Genomic DNA, 18778 nt, shown 5'->3' on the forward strand with positions numbered 1-18778 from the left:
GCCGTAGCCGGGCGACGGCCGTCGCGCTCGGGTTCTTGATGGTGTCGTCGCGCAGCCGGCCGAGGTTGTCGTAGCCGTAGGTGCGGGTGCCGCCGCCGGTGCCGTAGCGCTCGGTGGTGAGGCGGCCGGCCGTGTCGTAGTCGTAGCCGACGGTGGCGCCGGTCAGCGGGTCTGTCGCGCTGGTGACCTGACCGGCCGCGTTGTAGCCGTAGGAGGTGGTGCCCGCCGCGTCCGTGCGGGCGGTCATCCGGCTGTCGCCGTTGTAGCTGTAGCTGCCGGCGCCGCCGGGGCCGGCGGAGGTGAGGAGCTGGCCGCGGTCGTTGTAGGTGTAGGTGTCGGGGGTGGTGCCGGGGGTGCCGACGGATATGAGGCGGCCGGCCGCGTCGTAGCCGAGGGTGCGGTTCGGTGTCGCCACCTCGGCGCCCGTGGCGGTCTCCTGGGTCAGGTTGCCCGCGCCGTCGTAGCTGCGGCGGCGGACCACGCCACCCGGCTCCGTCAGCGTGGCAACCCGGCCTGCCGCGTCGTAGCTGGTGGTGAACAGGCCTTCAGCGGCCGTCGGGTGGGCGGTGGTCGGCGGCTCGACGGTCGATTCGGGGAGCCCAAGGCTGTTGTAGGTGTAGTAGACCGGGATGTTCTTGCCGTTGGTCCAGCGGGTCTTTCGCCCGCCGGTGTCGTAGCCGAAGGATGTGGTGATCGTCTGTCCGGCGCCGGCCGGTTCGACTTGCTGGACCGCCAGGCCGGCCGGGTTGTAGCTGAACTGGCGTGCGTGCGCGGCGATGTCGGCGCTGTTCGCCACCTTGTCGGTGGCGCTGAGGATGTTCCCCTCCAGGTCGTACGTGGCGTACTGGGTGGCCACGGTGGCCCCCGTGGTGTCCAGGTCGGTCGTGCTCAGCGTCCGCCCCAGCCGGTCGTAGCCGGTGACGGTCGCGGTGCCGTCGGCGCCGGTCGCCCGGCTGGTCCGGCCGAGACCATCGTAGGCGGAGCGGACGGTGACGCCGGTCGGGCCGGTGGCGCTGAGCACCTGGCCGACGGCGTTGTAGGTGGCCTTGCTGACTCCGCCGCCCGGGGGCGTGGAGCTGAGCTGGTTGCCCGCGTCGTCCCAGGTAAAGGTGCTGGTGTAGGCGGCCGGGGCAGGGTAGCGCTCCAGCTGGGTGCTGGTGATGCGCCGTCCGAGGTCGTCGTAGGTGGACTGGCTGACCGCGCCCGTCGGGCCGGTGGTGGCGAGCAGTTCGCCGTCGAGGTCGTAGGAGTTGGTGACGGTCGGGGCTGTGGTTCCACCGGTCGGCGGCAGGGTGGCCTGTACCAGGTTTCCGAACTGGTCGTACCGCATGGTGCTGGTCAGCTTGAGGCCGGTCGGGTCGATGACGCTTTTGACGGGCCGGCCGAGGACGTCGTAGTCGACCGTGGAGGTGGGGGTGATCGCGATGCCGGACTGCGGGTCGGTGTAGGCGGCGCTGGCCACGGCGACCCGGTTTCCGTCCAGGTCGTAGGTGTAGGTGGCGGTGTTGCCCACCGGGTCGACCTGCGAGGTCAGCTGGCCGAAGGTGTCGTAACCACTGCGTCCGATCGGCCGGGTCTGCTGCGGCTTGCTGCTGCGACTGGCCGGGTCGTAGGCCTCGGCGCTGAACAGCGGGCCGGTGGTGATTGTGGGACGGCCGGCTTCGTCGTAGCCGGTGGTGCTGGTGTACGCGACGGGGTCCGCGCCGGCCGCGTTGCCATTCGGGCTGATGGTGCTGGTGCGCAGGCCGCGGCTGTTGTAGCCGTACGCCACCACCGCGTCCGCGGGCTGGTTTCGTGCGGTCTGCTTGAGCAGGTTCCCGGTGACGTCGTAGGCGTAGTCGGTCTGGGCCGAGCTCGCGTCCGCACCGCCGGTGCTGACCACGCTGGTCGGGCGATCGGCCACATCGTAGGTGTAGCTGGTGGTGCGGTTCAGGCCACCGGGATCGACGCTCGTGCTGGTGACCCGGCCGGCCGCGTCGTACGCGGTGGCGGTCGTGGTCTTTCCCCCGCCGGTCACCTGCTGAGCAAGGTGGCCGGCGTCGTCGTAGGTGTTCTGCTGGAGCACGACGTTGCGCAGTGTGCCGTCGGTGTTGTGGTAGCCGTCGAGGTCGATCTCAGCGACGGTGTTGTCGTCGTTGTAGTAGGTGTGGGTGGCGCGCCCCATGGCATCGGTGTCGGTGGCGGGGCGGCCGGCGGGGTCGTAGGAGCGGGAGCCGATGACCTGCCAGCGCGGTGCGGTCGGGGTTGCGCTGCTGCCGGTGTAGTTGCTGACAGCGGTCTGCTGTAGCTGGCCCATGGGCGAGTGACTGTAGCTGTAGGTGGTGCCGGCCGCGTCGGTGTGGGTGGCGACGTTGCCGTAGCGGTCGTAGGTGTACGAGGTGACGTGGCCGCCGGAATCCTTGACCTGCTTCACCCGGCTGGTGTCGCTCTCGTACGTCCAGGTGGTGGTGCGGGCCGGGTCGCCGCCGGCGGTGTCGGCGACGGTCTGGCCGGTCTGGTTGCCGTCGACGTCGTAGGCGATGGTGGTCTGCCGGGTGTGCTTGGCGCCCGTGACGGCGTCGGTGGTGTACGGGTCGGTGCGGGTGACCTGGTGGCCCTGGCCGTCCCAGGTGTAGTCGGTCCGCAGGATCCGGGGCACGACGGCACTGCCGCCGGGGCAGTCGTCGCAGCCGAAGGACTGGCTGGTGGTGCGGCCGAGGTTGTCGTAGCCGTAGCTGACGGCGGGGCGCAGCGGCGCGGCGACGGTGGCCAGGTCGCCGTTGCTCCGGTAGCTGTAGCTGGTCTGCTGGTCGGCGGGGACCTTGGCCGGGTCCGGGTAGGCTGCGGCGTCGAGCAGCCCGGTCTGCATCCGGATCAGCCCGGCTGGGACCGGGCCGCCGTCCTGGGCTTGGCTGGTGGCGTCGGTGCGGAGGGTGTAGCTGACCCGGCCCTTGGGGAAGTCGCGCGTGCCTGCAGTGGTCGTGGAGGCCAGCTGACCGGCGGCGTCGTAGCTGTAGCGGGTGGTGTAGGTGGTGTCTGTGGGGCCGGTGGAGCGGGCGTCGCTGGAGGTGAGGATCTTGTCGTTGGCCGGGTTGAAGGGGTTGCCGGTGTCCAGGTAGTAGGTGGCGTAGCTGGTCTGGCAGCTTCCGGCGCTGCGGCAGGTGGTGCGGGAGACCGTGTTGCCGCGGGCGTCGTGCCCGGTGGTGATGGTGTGGCCGTTGGGGTCGGTGACGGCGTAGAGGTAGCCGGCGGTGTCGTAGCTGTAGCGGGTGGTGTTGCCGTAGCCGTCGCTGCGGGAGATCAGCTGGGAGGTCCGGGTGTCGTAGCGGTACGCCAGCTTGTAGCCGGTCGGGTCGGTGACGGTCGCAGTGGTGACCGCAGTGGGAGTGTCACCGCCGCCCATGGACTTGTAGTGTGCGGTCACGGTGTCGGCGTCGAGGCGGGAGGCGTAGTAGGAGGCTTCCGCGATGGTGCCCTTGAAGTGGTCGCCGCCGGCAGCGGGCCAGCTGGTGGTGGTGCCGGCGCCGAGGTAGACGTACGGCGTGCCGTTGAAGGTGATCTTCCGTCCGGTGCTGTCGGAAGCACTGGCCCGGCCGTCGAGGTAGATGGTCTGGCCGCGGTCGTCGCCTGTGAGTACGACCTGGTGCCAGTTGCCGTCGTTGACTGTCCGGTCGGAGGTCATGGCGGCGCCTGGGCCCATCCAGAACTCACCGTGGATGCGCCCGTCCGAGCCGACGTACAGCGCCGGGTTGTAGACGTTCGCGGGCGGAGAGCCGACCGGGAAGTCCTGGTAGCTGTAGAGGGGGCCGCCGCTGGTGGTCTTGAACCACAGCTCGATGCTGGCCGCTCCCCTGATGGGGGCGGCGTCGGACGGCAGCTGGATCTGGGAGGTGGCGCCGTTGAAGACGGCGGCACGCTGGTTCGGGTCTCCGGACGGTCCGGCGGCGTTCAGGTCCACATCGGTGAGGTTGCCCGAGGTGACGTCCGGGCGGGCGTCGCCGAGCTGGGTGGCGGCGTACCCGGATCCGGACGGGTCGTTGAGGCGCCAGTAGCCGACGGCGTTGTCCTGGACGACAGAGGCACGGTAGGCAGCTGCAGCGTCCAGGCCGCCCACCGGGGCGGCAGCGGTGGCGAGTCGGTACTGGCCGGAGACGGTGTCGCCGGTGAGCCGGTACTGGTAGATCGAGAAGTCGGCGATGGTGCCGTTGAGGTGACCGACGGGGCCGGTCGGGGCGTTGGGCCAGCCGCCGCCGGTCCACCCCGCACCGAGGTAGGCGTAGGCCGAGCCGTTGTAGGTGATGGGCAGTGCCGTGGTGCTGGTGGCGGTGGGGGCACCGTCCAGGTAGAGCGTCTGGCCGGAGCCGTCACCGGCCAGGGCGACGTGGTGCCAGGCCCCATCAGCGACGGTGGAAGCGCTGACCAGGGCATTATTCGCCGAGCCGGTCCACAGGGTGCCGTACAGCTTCTTGTCGGTGCCGATGTAGAGCGCGGGGTTCCAGCGGTCGGTCGACCCGTTGGGCCTCCCGTCGACCGGGAAGGACTGGTAGCTGTACAGCACGCCGGGTGCGGTGGTCTTGAACCACAGCTCGACGGTGGCCGCACCCCAGTGCTTGGGAGCGGTGTTGTCGGGGAGTTTGACGTAGGAGCTGGTGCCGTTGAAGCCCGTGGCCGTGGCCGAACCGGAGGCCCAGGGGCCCGTCTGGCAGCAGACGGCGTCGTGGTAGGTGCCGCGGTTCTGGGCAAGTGCCGCGGAGGAGATCAGATCGGTCACCTGGTTGCCGGTGCTGTCACCGAGGCGCCAGTAGCCGGTGGGGTGGGCGTCCACGACACCGGCGTCGTACTGGGTGGCGCCGGAGGTGGTCGCGAGTTGGTAGAGCGAGGCGACAGTGGGCGCACTCAGGCCGTGCGGGTAGGCGGCGACGTCAGCGAGCTGGCCCTTGAAGTGGCCGGCGCTGTCGGCCGGCGCCTGCGGCCATCCACCGAAGACTGTGCCTGCGCCGAGGAACACGTGGTTGGTGCCGTTCGGAGTGATGGTCCCGTTGAGCGGGCCCGCAGCCCGGGCACCGTCGAGGTACAGGGTCTGGGAGGTTTGGCTGTCTGCGGACAGGACGGCGAAGTGCCATTTCCCGTCGTTTACCGGAGTGCCGGTCGCCATGGTCTGCGCGGCGTCGCCCATCCAGAGCTGAGCGTGAAGCTTGCCGTCGTTGCCGACGTACAGTGCCGGGTTCCAGCGGTCCGTCGAACCGTTCGAGCGGCCGCTGATCAAGAATGACTGGTAGGAGAGCAGGACGCCTGCGCTGTCGGTTCGGAACCACAGGCCCAGTGCGCCGGGGCCGTTCTGCGGGGCGTAGGCGGCGGGCAGTTCGGCCCAGGAGGTACTGCCGTCGAAGGTCGCGGCCCCGGCCGAGCCGGTCATCGGGCCGGGGGCTCCGAGCGCAACGTTGGCATAGCTGCCGTTGTTGGGCGTCGGCCGTGGTGTGAAGACCTGGTTGGCCGCCTGCACACCTGCGCCGTCGGACAGCCGCCAGTAGCCGGCCGGACGCGAGCCCATGACCGTGCCCTGGTACTCCTGGGAAGATCCGGCCACGGTGGGTGCGTTGAGCGTCCAGGTGCCGCCGTTCTCGTCCGTCACCTTCGAGGCCCGGTCCTTGGCCGTGTCGTAGCTGACGGCCAGACCGGTCTTGCCCGAGGGCAGCGTCAGACCGGTGAGTTCGGCGGAGGGCTGGCTGCCCGCCTGCCACAGGGCCGTCACAGCCGGGGCACCGAGAGTGCGGTTGTAGAACGCGACGTCGCTGATGCTGCCGTTGAAGTAGTTGGCCTGGCCGGACGAGCCGTACGGGTTGTCCGGCCAGTTGGCGCTGAGGAACCCGCCGCCGACGGCCTCGGAGCGCTGTCCGGGCGCGATGACGGCTCCGGGCAGCGGCGTGCCCTGGGGCTGCCCGTCGAGATAGAGGGTCTGGGTGCTGCCGGCCGCCGCAAGCAGCGCGAAGTGCCACTTGCCATCGTTGACGGCCGCGGACGAGTCGATCGTGTTCGACGGACCGTTCCAGAATTTTCCGTGGAGCTTGCCGGACTGGCCGACGTACAACGCGGGCGTGTAGTTCGCCGGCGTGCTCCCGCTGCCCGGGAAGGGGTCAGCTTGGTAGCTGAACAGCACTCCCCAGCTGTTGGTCTTGAACCAGAGGCCGACCGAGGTGTACGTGGAGGTGTCGAGGACGCTCTGCGGCAGTCCGACGTAGCCCGAGGAGCCGTCGAACGTCGCGGCGGTTGCGGAGGCCGCCGGGCCGGGAGTGCCCAGGGTCACACCGGTGCCGGAGTAGCGGGCGTTGTCGTTGCCCTGGTTCTCAGCCACCTCGCTCGCGGCGGTGCCGCCGGAGCTCTCGCCAAGCCGCCAATAGGAGACCGGCGCTGAGTCCAGGACGGCGGAGCGCAGGTGCGATCCGGGTATGTACGAGTAGGTGGTGCAGGACCGAGCGGTGTTTCCGCCGGTCGTCGGCGCGCAGACCTGGTCCAGCTCGTCCGGGTTGGCCGGGTTGTAGGTGTACGTCCAGGCGAGAGTGGTGTTCCAGGCTGCTTCTATCACGGGGTCGGTGGACACCCTTGCCACGTGCCGGTTGTCGGCCGTCCACCCGAAATGCAGAGCCCGGCCCGAGGACGTGTCCTTCACCGTCACCAGGCGGCCGTCCGTGTAGCTCAATTCCTGGGTTCGCCCCACCGCGTCGCGCACCGTGGACAGGGCGTAGCCGGTGCCCGAAGCGGCGTGGAACTCGTAGCGCGTCCCGTCCTTGGCCATCAGGTCGAAGCCGGCGGAGACCTTGCTGAGGGACTGGAACTCCCCTGGCGGCGGGGTGTACACGGCTCCCTTGCTCGGGTCGGCCCCGAAGCGGGCGGAGCGGCCGCTGGCGGTGGTGAGCACGACGGTGTCGGTACCGTCGTTGTCGGGCTGGACCTTCATGTCGAAGTTGGAGGTCCAACCGGTGCCGAACAGCGTCGAGGTGCGCGGGTCCAGCGAGTTGTACGAACGGTTGACGGACAAGACCGGGCCGATGCTCTTGATGTCGGCGTCGGTGGCCGACGTGGTGTAGTTGCCGACCTTGGCGTCGAACGGCCGGCCCGCGCCGTCGCCGACCGCACCACCCAGATGGGAGGTGATCACTGGCTGCTGGACCTGTGTGGAGAAGGAGGCGGTGCCTGAGAACGGGCTCTCACCGCCGTGGTCGCTGACCTTGACGTTCCACAGGTAGCTGCTGTGCCAGGCGAGTTTGCCGGGCGGCACGGCCCAGGAGGTGCTGGGCTGCCAGCCCGACTCGGCGACCAACTGGGGGTCTCCCGAGGAAGGATTGGTGTAGACGCGGAAGTCGTAGTCCAGCCCCGCGCCCGGGTAGTTGTCCGGGTCGTGGCCGGTGGCGTAGATCTGGGGGGTAAGGCTGCCGACGACGGTGTTGTTCATCGGCGCGAGCAGGTCCAGTTGCGGTGCGGTGTTGGCCCCGCTGACCCAGGTGCAGTTGCCGAAGGGTATGGAATAGCTGTCGTGCAACGAGGTCGTACCGTGAACGTATCCGTCCCAACAGAGGATGTAGGACCGGCCCAACGGCAGCGGCGGGATTACTCCGTCGACGGTCACGGAGTCATAGGTCTTCACCAGTCCGGGTACCCCGGTCATTGGCGCGTTGAACCACTGCTCGTTCCAGTTGGAGTCGAACAGGCGGGCCTTGACCTGCATGCTCTGCCAGTTCCACCAGTTGGCCGCCACGTTGGTGAGGGTGACCTGCTGCGAGCCGGGTGTGTTGTAGGTCGGCGGCATGTAGCTGTTGGCCGGCGCGTAGGTCGCGGCCCAGTCGCTGTAGGCGATCGACAGGTACGGCGGGTAGGCGCTGTTGGCGCTGGAGAACTTCTTCCAGTGGTTGGAGTCAGTGGTACTGGCCGTCAGCGCGAGGCCGAAGTTGTCGCCCTCCCGGGCCCAGCTCTCGACCAGTTGGACGCCGGGATCGGTGTGACTGCCCCCGAGGTCGATGCTCTCCCACATAGCGCCGCCACAGGCGTCACCGGCGGAGAAGCTGGCAGTACCCAGTTGCTGGCCGATCGACACCCCTGGGTACGTGTTGATCGTCGACGGATCCCACGGACTGGTGATCTGATTGACGTAGACCGGATGCGGTTTGCACTCGTAGGAATGGGTGTTGTTCAGGTTCAGCGAGACGGCGTGAAGGTAGTTACCCTTCAGGGCGCTCACCACGCCCGGGAAGTAGAGGTAGCTGTTGACCTTGGACGCGCCGCCGTCGTAGGTGCCGACCCTCAGCAGAGGGTCGGTGGAGAAGTTCGCCGTCTGGCCCGAGCGTACATAGGTCGACTGACCGACCCCGATGCTGGTCGTCGATGGGTCGACGGTGACCGGGAAGACACGCTTGGCGTCGTGCAGCCAGGCCTCGTCCAGGTCCATCCGCAGCGCCGGGGCGCCGTTGACGTCGATCAGACGGTAGGTCACCCGGTCGCTGACCACGCCGTCGCCCGAGGCCGGGTCGATGTGGGAGTCCGTCATGAAGCCGTGCGGGATCGTCACTTTGACCACACCGGAGGCGTCCTTGAACTGGACCTCGCCGCCTGGGCCGAGCGCCGGCGTCAGCCCGGTGACGTGCAGCGGGAAAACCCAGCTGGTCGGGGCGGTCGCGTCGTGGAGGACGAGCGACTCCTTGATGCCCTGGGCGAGGCCGTTGTAGACCACGTCGCTCGCGGGGCGCGCCAGCGGATAGGTGAGGGTGTCACCCTGGACCACGCCGCGAACCGCGGCGGCATCCTGCAGGCCGTAGGAAACCACGTGCCCAGCGTCCAGGGACCAGCTCACCAACGCGGGATCGTCGGCCTTGGTGGCGAAGGTGGCCTGCTGGCTGTTGGCCTGCTCCGTCCAACGGCCGGCACGGTCCAGGGCGAAGTTGGTGTTGATGTCGTCCCAGCTGCCGTCGGCCTTCTGGTAGTGCACGGGCCTGGGATAGACGCGCAGGGTCTTGGTGCCGTCCGGGTTCTGGTAGACGGACGTCGCGTCGGTGCGGGCGCCGGTGACCTCGGTGCCCTCGGCGGGCAGGCCGGGGACGCCGGTGCCGGGGGTCGTGCCGTTGCGGGCCTGGAGGTCCTGCGCGACGGGGGACTTCGGGTCGGCGGTGGGCTTCGGGTCGGTGGCGGGCTTGTTGTCCCCCTTCGGGACGACCGGCTTCGCAGCGCCGGCGGTGGCGGCCTCAGGCTTCGGACTGCCCGGCTTGGCGTCGCCCGGACGGTGCTCCAGGGACGGCGGCGCGGTGACGGGCTCGCCCTTCACCGGCGACCGGGGCTGCTTGTCGCCTGAGGGATGGATGCTGGTGTCGCCCGGCACCGCCCTGGCCTCGGGCAGCTCGCCCGGGCCCGGCTGGTGCGCCGACTCCCCAGGGCCGCCGCCGTCCTTCCTGGTCTGTGTGGACGGGACGGTGTGGGTGCCGTTGCCCGGGTCGCCACTGACCTGCTGCGGGGTCTTCGGCGTGACCGTCGGCAACGGGGCGTTGGCCGCCGTGAACGCGCTCGCTTCTTGCGTGCCAAGGGCAAGCAGAAGCGCCAAAGAGGTGATGAGTGCAAGCGAGCGACGCACGGCCAGTCCTTCGGAGTGCAGGCGAAATGACCGACTCTCCCCCTACGGCGATCGGTCCGTACCCTTCCTATCGGTCGTCAGTACGACAGGTACAGCCGGGAATTGACGAAACAACGGTCGCTTTGTGCAAAATAGGGACATGATATGTCGAAATGATCTTAAGAAATTTTTCATCTTCTTTACCATCCAATGGAAACCACCGGACAAGACTTGACCGCGCCCACCCCACATCACCCGCCAGGAGAAAGCCCGACATGACGTTCCACCTAACCCCCCGCTTCCGGTGGGTGCTCGGGCTGACCGCGGCACTGGCCGTGGCAGGTACCGGTGCCGGGATATTGCTCACGAGCGGGAATGACGGCGAGGCCGACCGTCCGGCCGCCGTGAAGCCTTCCAACATCGCGGGGCGCCGAACGGCATGTCTCACCGGCGATGCCACGGAAGCGGCGGGGCGCACGGACACCAGCCTGATCTGGTCAGCTCTCCAAGACGCCTCCCAGCAAGACCAGCTGAACGTGCAACAACTTCTCGTTCCCGCTGCCACCGTCGACCAGGCCCTTCCCTATCTCTCGGGACTCTCAGCACAGCGCTGTGACCTCGTCGTCTCCATCGGACCGACCTTCACCCAGGCCCTGGAAGCTGCAGCCAAGGCCAACCCGCATACCCGGTTCGTCGCCGTGACGACCGATGGGCAGCCCGCGCCCGGCGGCGTTGTCACAGTCACGGGAAGCGACAACGAGAAAGCCGCCGAGGTCCGCCGCCGCGCACTCGACCTGCCCGCCCCCGGCAACTGACCGGCGAAGCATCGGTCAGCCGGCAACGGTCTCGGCAGCGTGTCCGTGGAGCGCTTCCAGCAGCGCGGTCTGCTGCTGGGTCAGCTTTCCGTCGGCGCGGGCCTTGTCCTGCTTGCGCAGCCACGCCCCGGGTCGGAAGGACGGGTCCGCGTCGCCGCCGGTGCGGTTGGCGGGCCCGGTGAGGGTGCCGCCGGCGGCGAGGTAGGCGAGCAGGCGGCGGTACGACCTGTTCCAGTCGGGCTCGATGCGCCACATCGCGTCCAGGGCGGTGAGCTTGGCGTCCTGCTCTGCCGTGAGCTTGGCGTTCTTGCGCTGGCGGCCCATCCAGGATCCGACACCGTGGCCGTCGAGCTTCTCCGCCGCGGGGATCGCCAGGTGGCCGTGGATCCCGGCCCAGGCGCGGGCGTGGGCGAAGCCGCGCTCCCAGGAGTGGGCGTGCTTGTCCCAGATCATGTCCAGCCGGTCCAGCTCGTTGACGCGGACCGGGGCGAGGAGGCCAGCACCGTTAAGGTAGCGCTGGCGGTCGAGCCAGCTCACCAGATCAGCGTCGACGTTCTTGTCGGAGGCGTCCAGGTGGCCGTGCCGGGTGCGGAACGCCTGGGCCAGGGCGAACATGCGCTGCCACTCGGTGGCGCGCGGGTTGAACGCCCGCAGCTTCACCGTCTGGAGGATCTGCGCGGCGTGCTTGCGGGCGTTGATCCGCAGCCACTCCACCGGCGACTCCGGCACCGGCTGCTCGGCGTCGCCCGTCGCTTCCCCGGCTTCCTCGCCGGCCTGCGACTCGGTGATGTCATCCTTCTCCCCCACCCGCTTGGTGCGCAGCTCGGTGATGCGGCCGACCACGCGGGCGTCGTGGGCGGCCAGGGCCCGCAGGACGCGCCAGATGGTGCGGAAGGCGGAGGCCTCGATCTCGTCGTCGGCCTCGGCCTTCACCGTCTCCCCGGCATCGCGCACCTTGGCCGGGTCGGTGGCCATCGTGTCGTCGCCGACCTCGGGGGTGGGCAGGTAGACGGGGATGATGACCCAGGAAACCTTTCCCTGCCGGTAGGACTGGCGCAGCGCCCGGCCGACGGCCTGGACGACATCGATGACCGACGACTTCGGGTCCGCGAAGACGATGGCGTCCACGGCGGCCACGTCGATGCCCTCGTTCAGCAGGCGCGAGTTGCAGATGATGCAGCACTCCTCGCCCTCCTCGCCGGGCCGCTCGCCGGTGGAGGCCGAGAAGGTGGCGAACGCCGCCCGGCGGTCCTTGAGCCTGTCGCTGCCGGCCACCGCGAGCGCGGTCACCCGCTCCGGACGGTCCTTGTCCGGGAGCAGTCCGGCGGTGGCGGTCATGGTGGCGGCGAACTCGCGTGCGGCGGCGACCCGGGAGTGGAAGGTGATGACCCGGCGCAGCTCCAGGTCGGCGACCGCGCGCAGCACCGCGACCTGCAGGGCGAGGCGCAGCAGTTCCTCGTTGGAGCGTTGGGAGCGCAGGTCGGCGACGGCGGGGAGGTTGAGGAGGTCGCGCAGGTCCTCGTCGGTGACGACGGGGACCAGGACGCGGTAGTCGGCGAGGTAGCCGTGCTCGATGCCCTGTCCGAGGGTCCAGGTGAACACGGTCTCGCCGTAAACGGCCGGGTCGTCCATGGAGCAGAGGGCGGGCAGCTCCTGGCCCTCACCCTCGCCAGTGAGGTCGGCCAGGCCGGCCTTCGCCTTTGTGTCGTCGGCGATCTTCGGGGTGGCGGTGAAGTAGAGGCGGCGCAGCGCGGGGACGTCGGTGTCGTTGTGGACGGCGGCCCAGGCCTTGCCCTCGGACCCGGCGGTGCGGTGCGCCTCGTCGATGACGACGAGGTCCCAGGCGGGCAGGCCGAAGTCCTTGTGGGCGGCCACGATGCGTTCCAGGGAGGCGTAGGTGGCGTAGACGGTGACCGGCCCGCCGGCCTTCTCCTTGACGACCAGGTCGGCGATCCGCGGGGCCTGGGTGGTCACCTGCGCCTCGACGCGGCCGCCGGCCTCCGCGCTCTCCAGCGCCTCCGCCCGCGAGCACGCCGCCACCGCCAGGCCCTGGCGGCCGCCCTTCAGCGACCAGGAGGCGGCGGTCTGCTCCAGCAGCTCGATCGTCGGCACCAGCACCAGCACCCGGCCCCTCGCCGCCAGGCGCCGGGCGCAGCCGGCGGCGATCAGCGTTTTGCCGGAGCCGGTCGCCGCGACGATCGTCGCCCGGCCGCCGTTCTTCACGGCCTTCACCGCAGCGGCGACGGCGTCCTTCTGGAACCAGTGCAGCGGCAGCGGGTTCACCACCGCACCGGCTGGCTGCTGCGGAAGCACCGGGGCGGCGGCGCGCAGCCCGGCCGGGATGTCCTCGATGGCGGTGGCGGTGGTGGTGTCCACGGCGCGGGTTTCTCCCTCGGATGCTGAGACGGCGGGTCGGTGTGGGCGGGCGGTGTGGCAGGGTCGGTGCGGGCGGCCCTCTTCCCGGGGCCAGGTCATGGTTGGGGAGAGGCCGCCCGGCCTACTCCTCGGGGATCCAGCCGCGGACTTCCAGGTAGGCGATGTCGGCGTCCTCGACGGCGCGGCCGGTCTCCACCAGCCACTCCCTCATCGCCTCGGTGACGTCGCCGTGGTGGTCGGCGACGCGCTGGGACCACTCGGCGGCGTCGAAGCCGCCGTTGCTCGCGGAGCCGTAGGTGCGCTCCTCGGTGCCGTCCGCGCGCGGGATGAACCCGCGGCGCACCCCGCCGGAGTCCTTCTCGGAGCCGGCCGAGTAGACGTACTGGTTGGCCTTCATCCGGACCGTGAACGCGAGCTTCCCGCCGGCCTGGCCGGTCTCGTGGACGACCGGGGCGAGGTGGGCTGCGCCGGACTTGATGGCCTGCTTCCCGGCCCGGCCGGCCATGCTGCCGCCCGCCTCGCCGACGGTGTCCTTGCCCCGCACCCGGGCCTTCTGCCCGCCCTTGGTGGTGCGGCGCTTGGTGTTCGCCTCCGCGATGCCGGACAGCGCCTCCGCGTCCCGCTCGCCGCCGCGCACCGCGCGGACCAGCTGGCGCAGCGCGCCGACCATGGATGCGCCCTTGCCCTTGGTGAAGAACTGCGAGACCAGGGAGGCGTCCCGGCCGAGCATCTTCGCGACCTGGCGCTTGGTGCAGCCCTGGTCGATCAGCTGCTGGGTCAGGCGCGCGGCCTCGTTCGGGTTGGTCGGGTCGGCGGGGCTCACCGGTCACCTCCGGCGGCGAGTTCGGCGCGGCCCTGGCCGCGCAGCGTCAGGTACTGCTCCTGGCTGGTCGGGTGCTCGACCGGCCCGGTCAGGTGGCCCTTGAGGAGGTAGTCGCCGACCTCGCCCCGGTAGGGCCAGGACTGGCGCTCGGTCAGCGCGATGCCGTCCGTGCCGAAGTACACGACGGTGCCCGGCCGGGCGTGCAGGGCGCCGGCGGTGCCGACGATCTCCTTGCCTTGCCGGTACTGCGTGTGCAGCAGCGCCGCCCGGGCCCCCGACCAGACGTAGGCCGCCCACTCGGGGTGAGCGTTGGGGTCGCGGGAGAACCCGGCCTGCCGCTGCCAGGTCACCACCTGGTCGTCCTGGCCGAGGATCTCCACCCCCGCCGGCAGCGCCTCGCCGACCGGCGTGGTGCCGGAGACCAGGCGCGGGCGCTGCGCGAAGCCGCCCAGGCCGAACAGCAGCACCGACCGGACCGCGCGGGAGGCGAGGTAGGCCGCCTGCCGCTGGCGCTCGTCGCCGTGCAGCTTCGAGAGGTTGGTCAGGTCCGCCCAGGCGGCCTTGAGGCGCTTGCCCCAGTCGTCGAGCGGCTTGCCGTCCTCGAAGAGCAGGCCGCCGAGGATCTCGATCCGCCACGGTGCGATGTGGTTCGACAGGGCGAGGTGGACCTCCGCGCCGCCCGCCCACGTCGTGAAGGTGGCGCCAGGCTCGGCCGGGTAGTCCCAGGCCCGGTCCCCGGTGACCGGGGCGGGCAGCAGGCCGACGTGGTTCCACCCGGCCGGGACGGTCACGCGCACGTTCCAGTGCGAGCAGGACATCAGGGCCTTGGTCTGCTCCTGCTCGGTCATCGCCGCGAACGCGGCCGCGGTGATCCGGAGCGGGGTCCCGACCGGCGACTTCCACAGGTGCTTCGCGTAGGCGAACGTACGGTCGTACTCCACCAGCGCCGGGAGCTGCTCCGGGACGCGCGGCGGCAGGATCAGCTCGGTACGGCCCTGACCACCGGTCGCGTGCAGCAGACCGCGCAGCTCCTCGGACAGGACCGGGTAACCCCCGGCCCACTTGCCCGTGGCCGGGATGGTTCGCGACCACAGGTCCCGGCCCGTCTGGCTGGGCGAGCCCATGAGGACCGCGTCGTCCCAGTGACGGCGCAGCGCCTGCCACAGCAGCGTGAACGCCTGGCGGCAGGTGGTGACGTCGGCGCCGTCCGGGTCGAACCACTCCCCCATGCTCCGGATCTCGGTGCTGCCGCTGTCTGGCGCGGCGGCCGGGGCGTAGCGGCCCACGGGCTGGCGCTGGTGGACGAAGTGCCCGGCCAGCCTGTCCCGGCCGGAGCCGACGGCTGTGGTCCACCGCTCACTCGGGGTGTTCAGCCAGGCCGCGACCGCGTCCTTGAGCGTGGAGTAGCGCTCGGCGCCGTCGTGCCACGGGGCGCCGGCGGTGATGTAGACCCGCTCCGTGCCGGGCGCGGTGGCCAGGACGGCGTCCAGGATCTCCCCGGGCGTGCGGGCGCCGAGGTCGACCCGGACGACCTGGTCGCGGACCGCGAGCATCCCGGCTGCCGCGTCCAGGAACACGGTGGAGCGGGCCTGCTGGACGAAGTTCGGGCGCTTGGACACCAGGCCGGTGGTCACGGCCTCGAACCGGGCACCCGCCGGGCCCTCGGGGAGGGTGGGCAGCTCGCGCGGCCCGGCCTCGACCACCGGACGCACCGGGGCAGCGACCGGAGCGACCGAGGCCGCAGGGACGACCGGCGCAGCGGCGGGGGCGGGCTGCTCGGCGACGGCCTGGTCTCCGACCTCGGTCGGTGCCTCGGCGGCCGGGGCGGCTGGGGCCGGTTGCTCGAGTCCGGGGGCCGGGCGGGTCAGCGCCGGGGCGACCGCGGCGACGGGCTCGGCGACCGGCTCGGCCTCCGGGGCCGGGGCGGGCGCAGCGACGACGGCGGCGGCGGCGGTCTTGGCGGCGCGGACGGCGGCCGGGGTCGGGTCCAACAGCGGCGCGATCCGCACGACGTCACCGACCGACAGACCCGAGGCCTTCGCGACGGCGTCGGCCTTCGCGTCCTCGTACCCCGCGAGCCCGGCCACCCGGCGCGCACGCCGGGCGGCGAGCTTGTCCAGCTCCTTCTGCGCGGCCGCGACCTGCTTCTCGGCGGCCGTGATCTCGGTGCGCAGCTCGCGCAGACCGGCGAGCTCGGCGGTGTACGTCTTGCGGTCCATCAGACTCTCACTCTCCTTCCGTGGTGTCGCTGTCGAGCGGTCGGGCCTGGCGGGCCAGGGTCAGCCAGCCGTCGGGGCTCTGGGTGCCGTGGATGTCAGCCAGGCCCGCGAGCAGGAAGGCGTACGCGCCGCGCTTCGGGGACCTGGGCTGCGCGGCACCGGCCTCCCACTTGGCGAAGGTCTCCCGCCTGGTGTCCAGGGCCGCCGCCACCTCGACCTGGGTCAAGCCGGCGGCCTTGCGCAGCCGCTCCCGCTCGGCCGGCTCCGGCAGGTCCCCGCCGTCCCGGGCCTTGGCCAGCAACGCATCGACCGCCGCAAAGATCTCACTCATCACATACCTCCATGCGAGAAAGGTAGCATAGTACGCCGCATAATGCGCAGCATTTTTGTTCGCACATACACCTCAATATGACCGCATCAAGTACTCGCAACTCTCCGCCCGGACTGTGATGGAGCGCCATGGTTTGCGAGTGGAGCACCGCAGGTTGCGAGCCTGGTGCGATCGGTCCGCAAGGCGTTGACCTGGGGTTCTTGAGCTGACCGCCCGGGCCATTGCTGCCCGGCTCGCAAGACAGGGCGCTCCGCCCTCGCAAACTGCGGTGCACCGCTACGCCGCTGACCAGCAGGTTCTAAACGATCACTCGCGAACTACGATGCTCCGTCACACGGACCTGTAACGGAGCACCGTGGTGTCCTCTGGCAGGAGACCTTGACCGTCTGCCAAATGATCTTGACGGCTGGCGAGCCTCTGCCGCTTGATCTTGACCAGTGGTGGCGGAAGCCGTGTCCCGGGCAAGTCCGCCGCGCGGGACGGTGCTGGGAGCTTGGGGCAGCTTCGGGGAAGATCATCCGCATGCTGCCGGAGAAGCAAGAGATCGTCGGTTTGAAGTCGCTGGGCAGCAACCGGACGCTTGGCCCAGTCGACCTCGATCGATGCGTGTTCAACGGATCGGGCCGGGCGCAGTTCGACGACCCAGATCTGGGGTTGGTGGTCAGAGACGTCACCGCCAGGCGTTGCCGGGTGATCCGGTCCGTGGCGCAGGGGGTGCGGTTCGAGGACGTGTACATCGACGGGCTGGCCATCACTTCGCAGCTGAACTTGAACGGCTGCGTGTTCAGGCACGTGACGCTGACGGGGAATGTCGGCCCGCTGATGGCGACTCCGCCGAACTCTTCGCTACCGCAGGACATGCGGGACCGGCTCACGGCCGGAATCGTCGCCTACTACTCCGACGTCGACTGGGCCCTGGACATCTCCGGGGCGGCGTTCTCCGACGCCGACTTCTACTACGTCCCCGGTCACCTGGTCCGACGCGATGAGGAGACTCAGTTCCTTCTGCATCGCGACCGGGTGGAGCAGTTCGGCGGCCTGGAGCGACTGCCGGTGTTCGCGCAGATCGCAGCACGCCGGTTCGAGGCGACTCCTTTCGACACGGTGGTGGCCATCGCGCCCAAGCGATCCAAGCGCTTCGCGACCTACCTGGCCGAGCTCGAGGTGCTCCGCATGGAGGGCCTTGCCGACTGAAGGCCGGGGCTGCCGGTGTCAGGTGACGGCACGTTCCCGGGCGCACCCGTCAACGCCCGATCCGCCAGAGCCTCGCCTGCCGTCCTGGAGGAGTACAGCGGTCAAGATCATCTGACACGGGACACGTAGCTTGCGAGCGGTGCTCGGTAGCTTGTGACTCCAGACCAGATCACGATGAGCTACTAGCCTGTGGCAAATGATCTTGACCGGCGGAGACTTCGGCAGACCTCCGACCAGTGCTGTGACCGAGAAGGCTCACCAAGCTCGCACCGACGGCCCCAGCCTGGTCGGGCGGTCCGGGGTGTCGGATGGCGTGGCTACGATGCCGAGCATGGGCTACACCACGACATTCACCGGTCGGATCGCCGTCGAGCCGCCGCTCAACGAGCAGGAGATCGCCTACCTGCGGAAGTTCGCCGACACCCGGCGCATGGACCGTGACAACGGCCCCTACTACGTCGACGGCACCGGCTTCGCGGGACAGGGCCACGACGCGGACATCCGCGACCACAACACGCCCCCGGCGGGCCAGCCGGGCCTGTGGTGCAAGTGGGAACCCACGGAGGACGGGGCCGCAATCGCGTGGAACGGGCAGGAGAAGTTCTACGACTCGCCCGAGTGGATGGCCTACCTGGTCGACCACTTCCTGAAGCCCGCCGCCCACGCCCAAGGCAAGCCCGGGTTCGAGAACTTCACCTTCGACCACGTGCTCGACGGCCTGATCGACGCGCAGGGCGAGGAGTCCTGGGGCACCTGGCAGCTGACGGTGCGTGACAACGAGGTCTCCACGACCGGGCCCGTGGAGCCCGAGACCGCGTGGCTCTGCGGGGACTGCCTCAAGGAGATCGCCGACGAGGCCACCGTCTGCTGCCCGGGAGCGGAGCCGGAGGCGGCGTACGTCGTGTAGGCCGCCGGCGCCCACGGCGGCGGCGCCGGCCGATGGGACCGGCAGGCCGCTGCGGGCGCGGGTATTGGCAAGCGGTCAAGATCGCTTGCCACAGGACAGGTGCGACCGTGTCGGTTACCGACAGCGGAAGTGTCCTGTCTCGACGGATCTGGTTGCCGTCTCGAGTGATCTGGTCTGATTCGCGGTCTCAGGTGACCTGGTCCAGGCCGGGCCGCGCGGCGCCCCGGACAACGGCCTGGGCCGTCCCGGGCAGCGGTCCCTCGGCGGCCACCGTAGTACCCGTACCGACGGCGCGGCCGGGCTCAGGCCCGGCCGCGCCGAAGCGGCGGCGCTGCACCGTCCGGGCCGTGGGGGTGACGAGTCGGACGATGTGGAGCAGGCGCAACCGCACGCCCTGGTCGGGGCGCTCGGTCGGTTCAACGAGCGGAGCGGGCCGCGGGCACGTCCGGATCGCTGGGGAAGACCTGGTCGGCGCCGGTGATCTCCAGAAGCCGGGCGACCGGGGGGTGGGGCGGGCGTGATGGACCGCGGTGTCGGCGCGG

The 18778-nt window shown here is 70.3% G+C and carries 9 protein-coding genes; 3 read left to right on the forward strand and 6 right to left on the reverse strand.

Annotated features, from left to right (window positions below; all coding sequences use genetic code 11):
• On the reverse strand, window positions 1-9499 hold a 9499-nt coding region (locus C2142_RS41870), incomplete at its 3' end, for a LamG-like jellyroll fold domain-containing protein (RefSeq protein ID WP_194235870.1).
• Window positions 9500-9846: 347 nt separating this feature from the next.
• Here C2142_RS41870 and C2142_RS37710 point away from each other — a divergent pair.
• A complete protein-coding gene (locus C2142_RS37710; RefSeq protein WP_148647292.1) occupies window positions 9847-10386 on the forward strand; it encodes a hypothetical protein in 540 nt (179 codons plus the stop codon).
• Between the two features lie 15 nt (window positions 10387-10401).
• Here C2142_RS37710 and C2142_RS37715 read toward each other — a convergent pair whose 3' ends face one another.
• From C2142_RS37715 to C2142_RS37730, 4 genes are all read right to left on the reverse strand, one after another.
• Entirely contained in the window at window positions 10402-12762 is a 2361-nt protein-coding gene (locus C2142_RS37715; protein WP_162002661.1) for a DEAD/DEAH box helicase, read from the reverse strand.
• A 121-nt stretch (window positions 12763-12883) separates the two neighbouring features.
• Entirely contained in the window at window positions 12884-13585 is a 702-nt protein-coding gene (locus C2142_RS37720; RefSeq protein ID WP_148647294.1) for a helix-turn-helix domain containing protein, read from the reverse strand.
• Window positions 13582-15804: a hypothetical protein gene (locus tag C2142_RS37725; protein ID WP_148647295.1), complete on the reverse strand. Its 2223-nt coding sequence runs from the start codon at window positions 15802-15804 to the stop codon at window positions 13582-13584. Before C2142_RS37725 ends, C2142_RS37720 begins: the two co-directional genes overlap by 4 nt.
• A gap of 7 nt (window positions 15805-15811) precedes the next feature.
• Window positions 15812-16135 carry a helix-turn-helix domain-containing protein gene (locus tag C2142_RS37730; RefSeq protein ID WP_148647296.1) on the reverse strand — a complete coding sequence of 108 codons (324 nt, stop codon included), beginning with the start codon at window positions 16133-16135 and terminating at the stop codon, window positions 15812-15814.
• A 522-nt stretch (window positions 16136-16657) separates the two neighbouring features.
• Between C2142_RS37730 and C2142_RS37735 the strand changes: the two genes are divergently transcribed.
• Together C2142_RS37735 and C2142_RS37740 are read left to right on the forward strand one after the other, a co-directional pair.
• Window positions 16658-17329 carry a hypothetical protein gene (locus C2142_RS37735; RefSeq protein ID WP_148647297.1) on the forward strand — a complete coding sequence of 224 codons (672 nt, stop codon included), beginning with the start codon at window positions 16658-16660 and terminating at the stop codon, window positions 17327-17329.
• Window positions 17330-17660: 331 nt separating this feature from the next.
• Entirely contained in the window at window positions 17661-18236 is a 576-nt protein-coding gene (locus tag C2142_RS37740) for a hypothetical protein (protein WP_206671119.1), read from the forward strand.
• Window positions 18237-18423: 187 nt separating this feature from the next.
• Here C2142_RS37740 and C2142_RS37745 read toward each other — a convergent pair whose 3' ends face one another.
• Entirely contained in the window at window positions 18424-18621 is a 198-nt protein-coding gene (locus tag C2142_RS37745) for a hypothetical protein (RefSeq protein WP_148647298.1), read from the reverse strand.
• Between the last annotated feature and the right edge of the window lie 157 nt (window positions 18622-18778).

It is taken from the genome of Streptomyces sp. CB01881 (assembly GCF_002953255.1).
Classification (GTDB): Bacteria; Actinomycetota; Actinomycetes; order Streptomycetales; family Streptomycetaceae; genus Kitasatospora.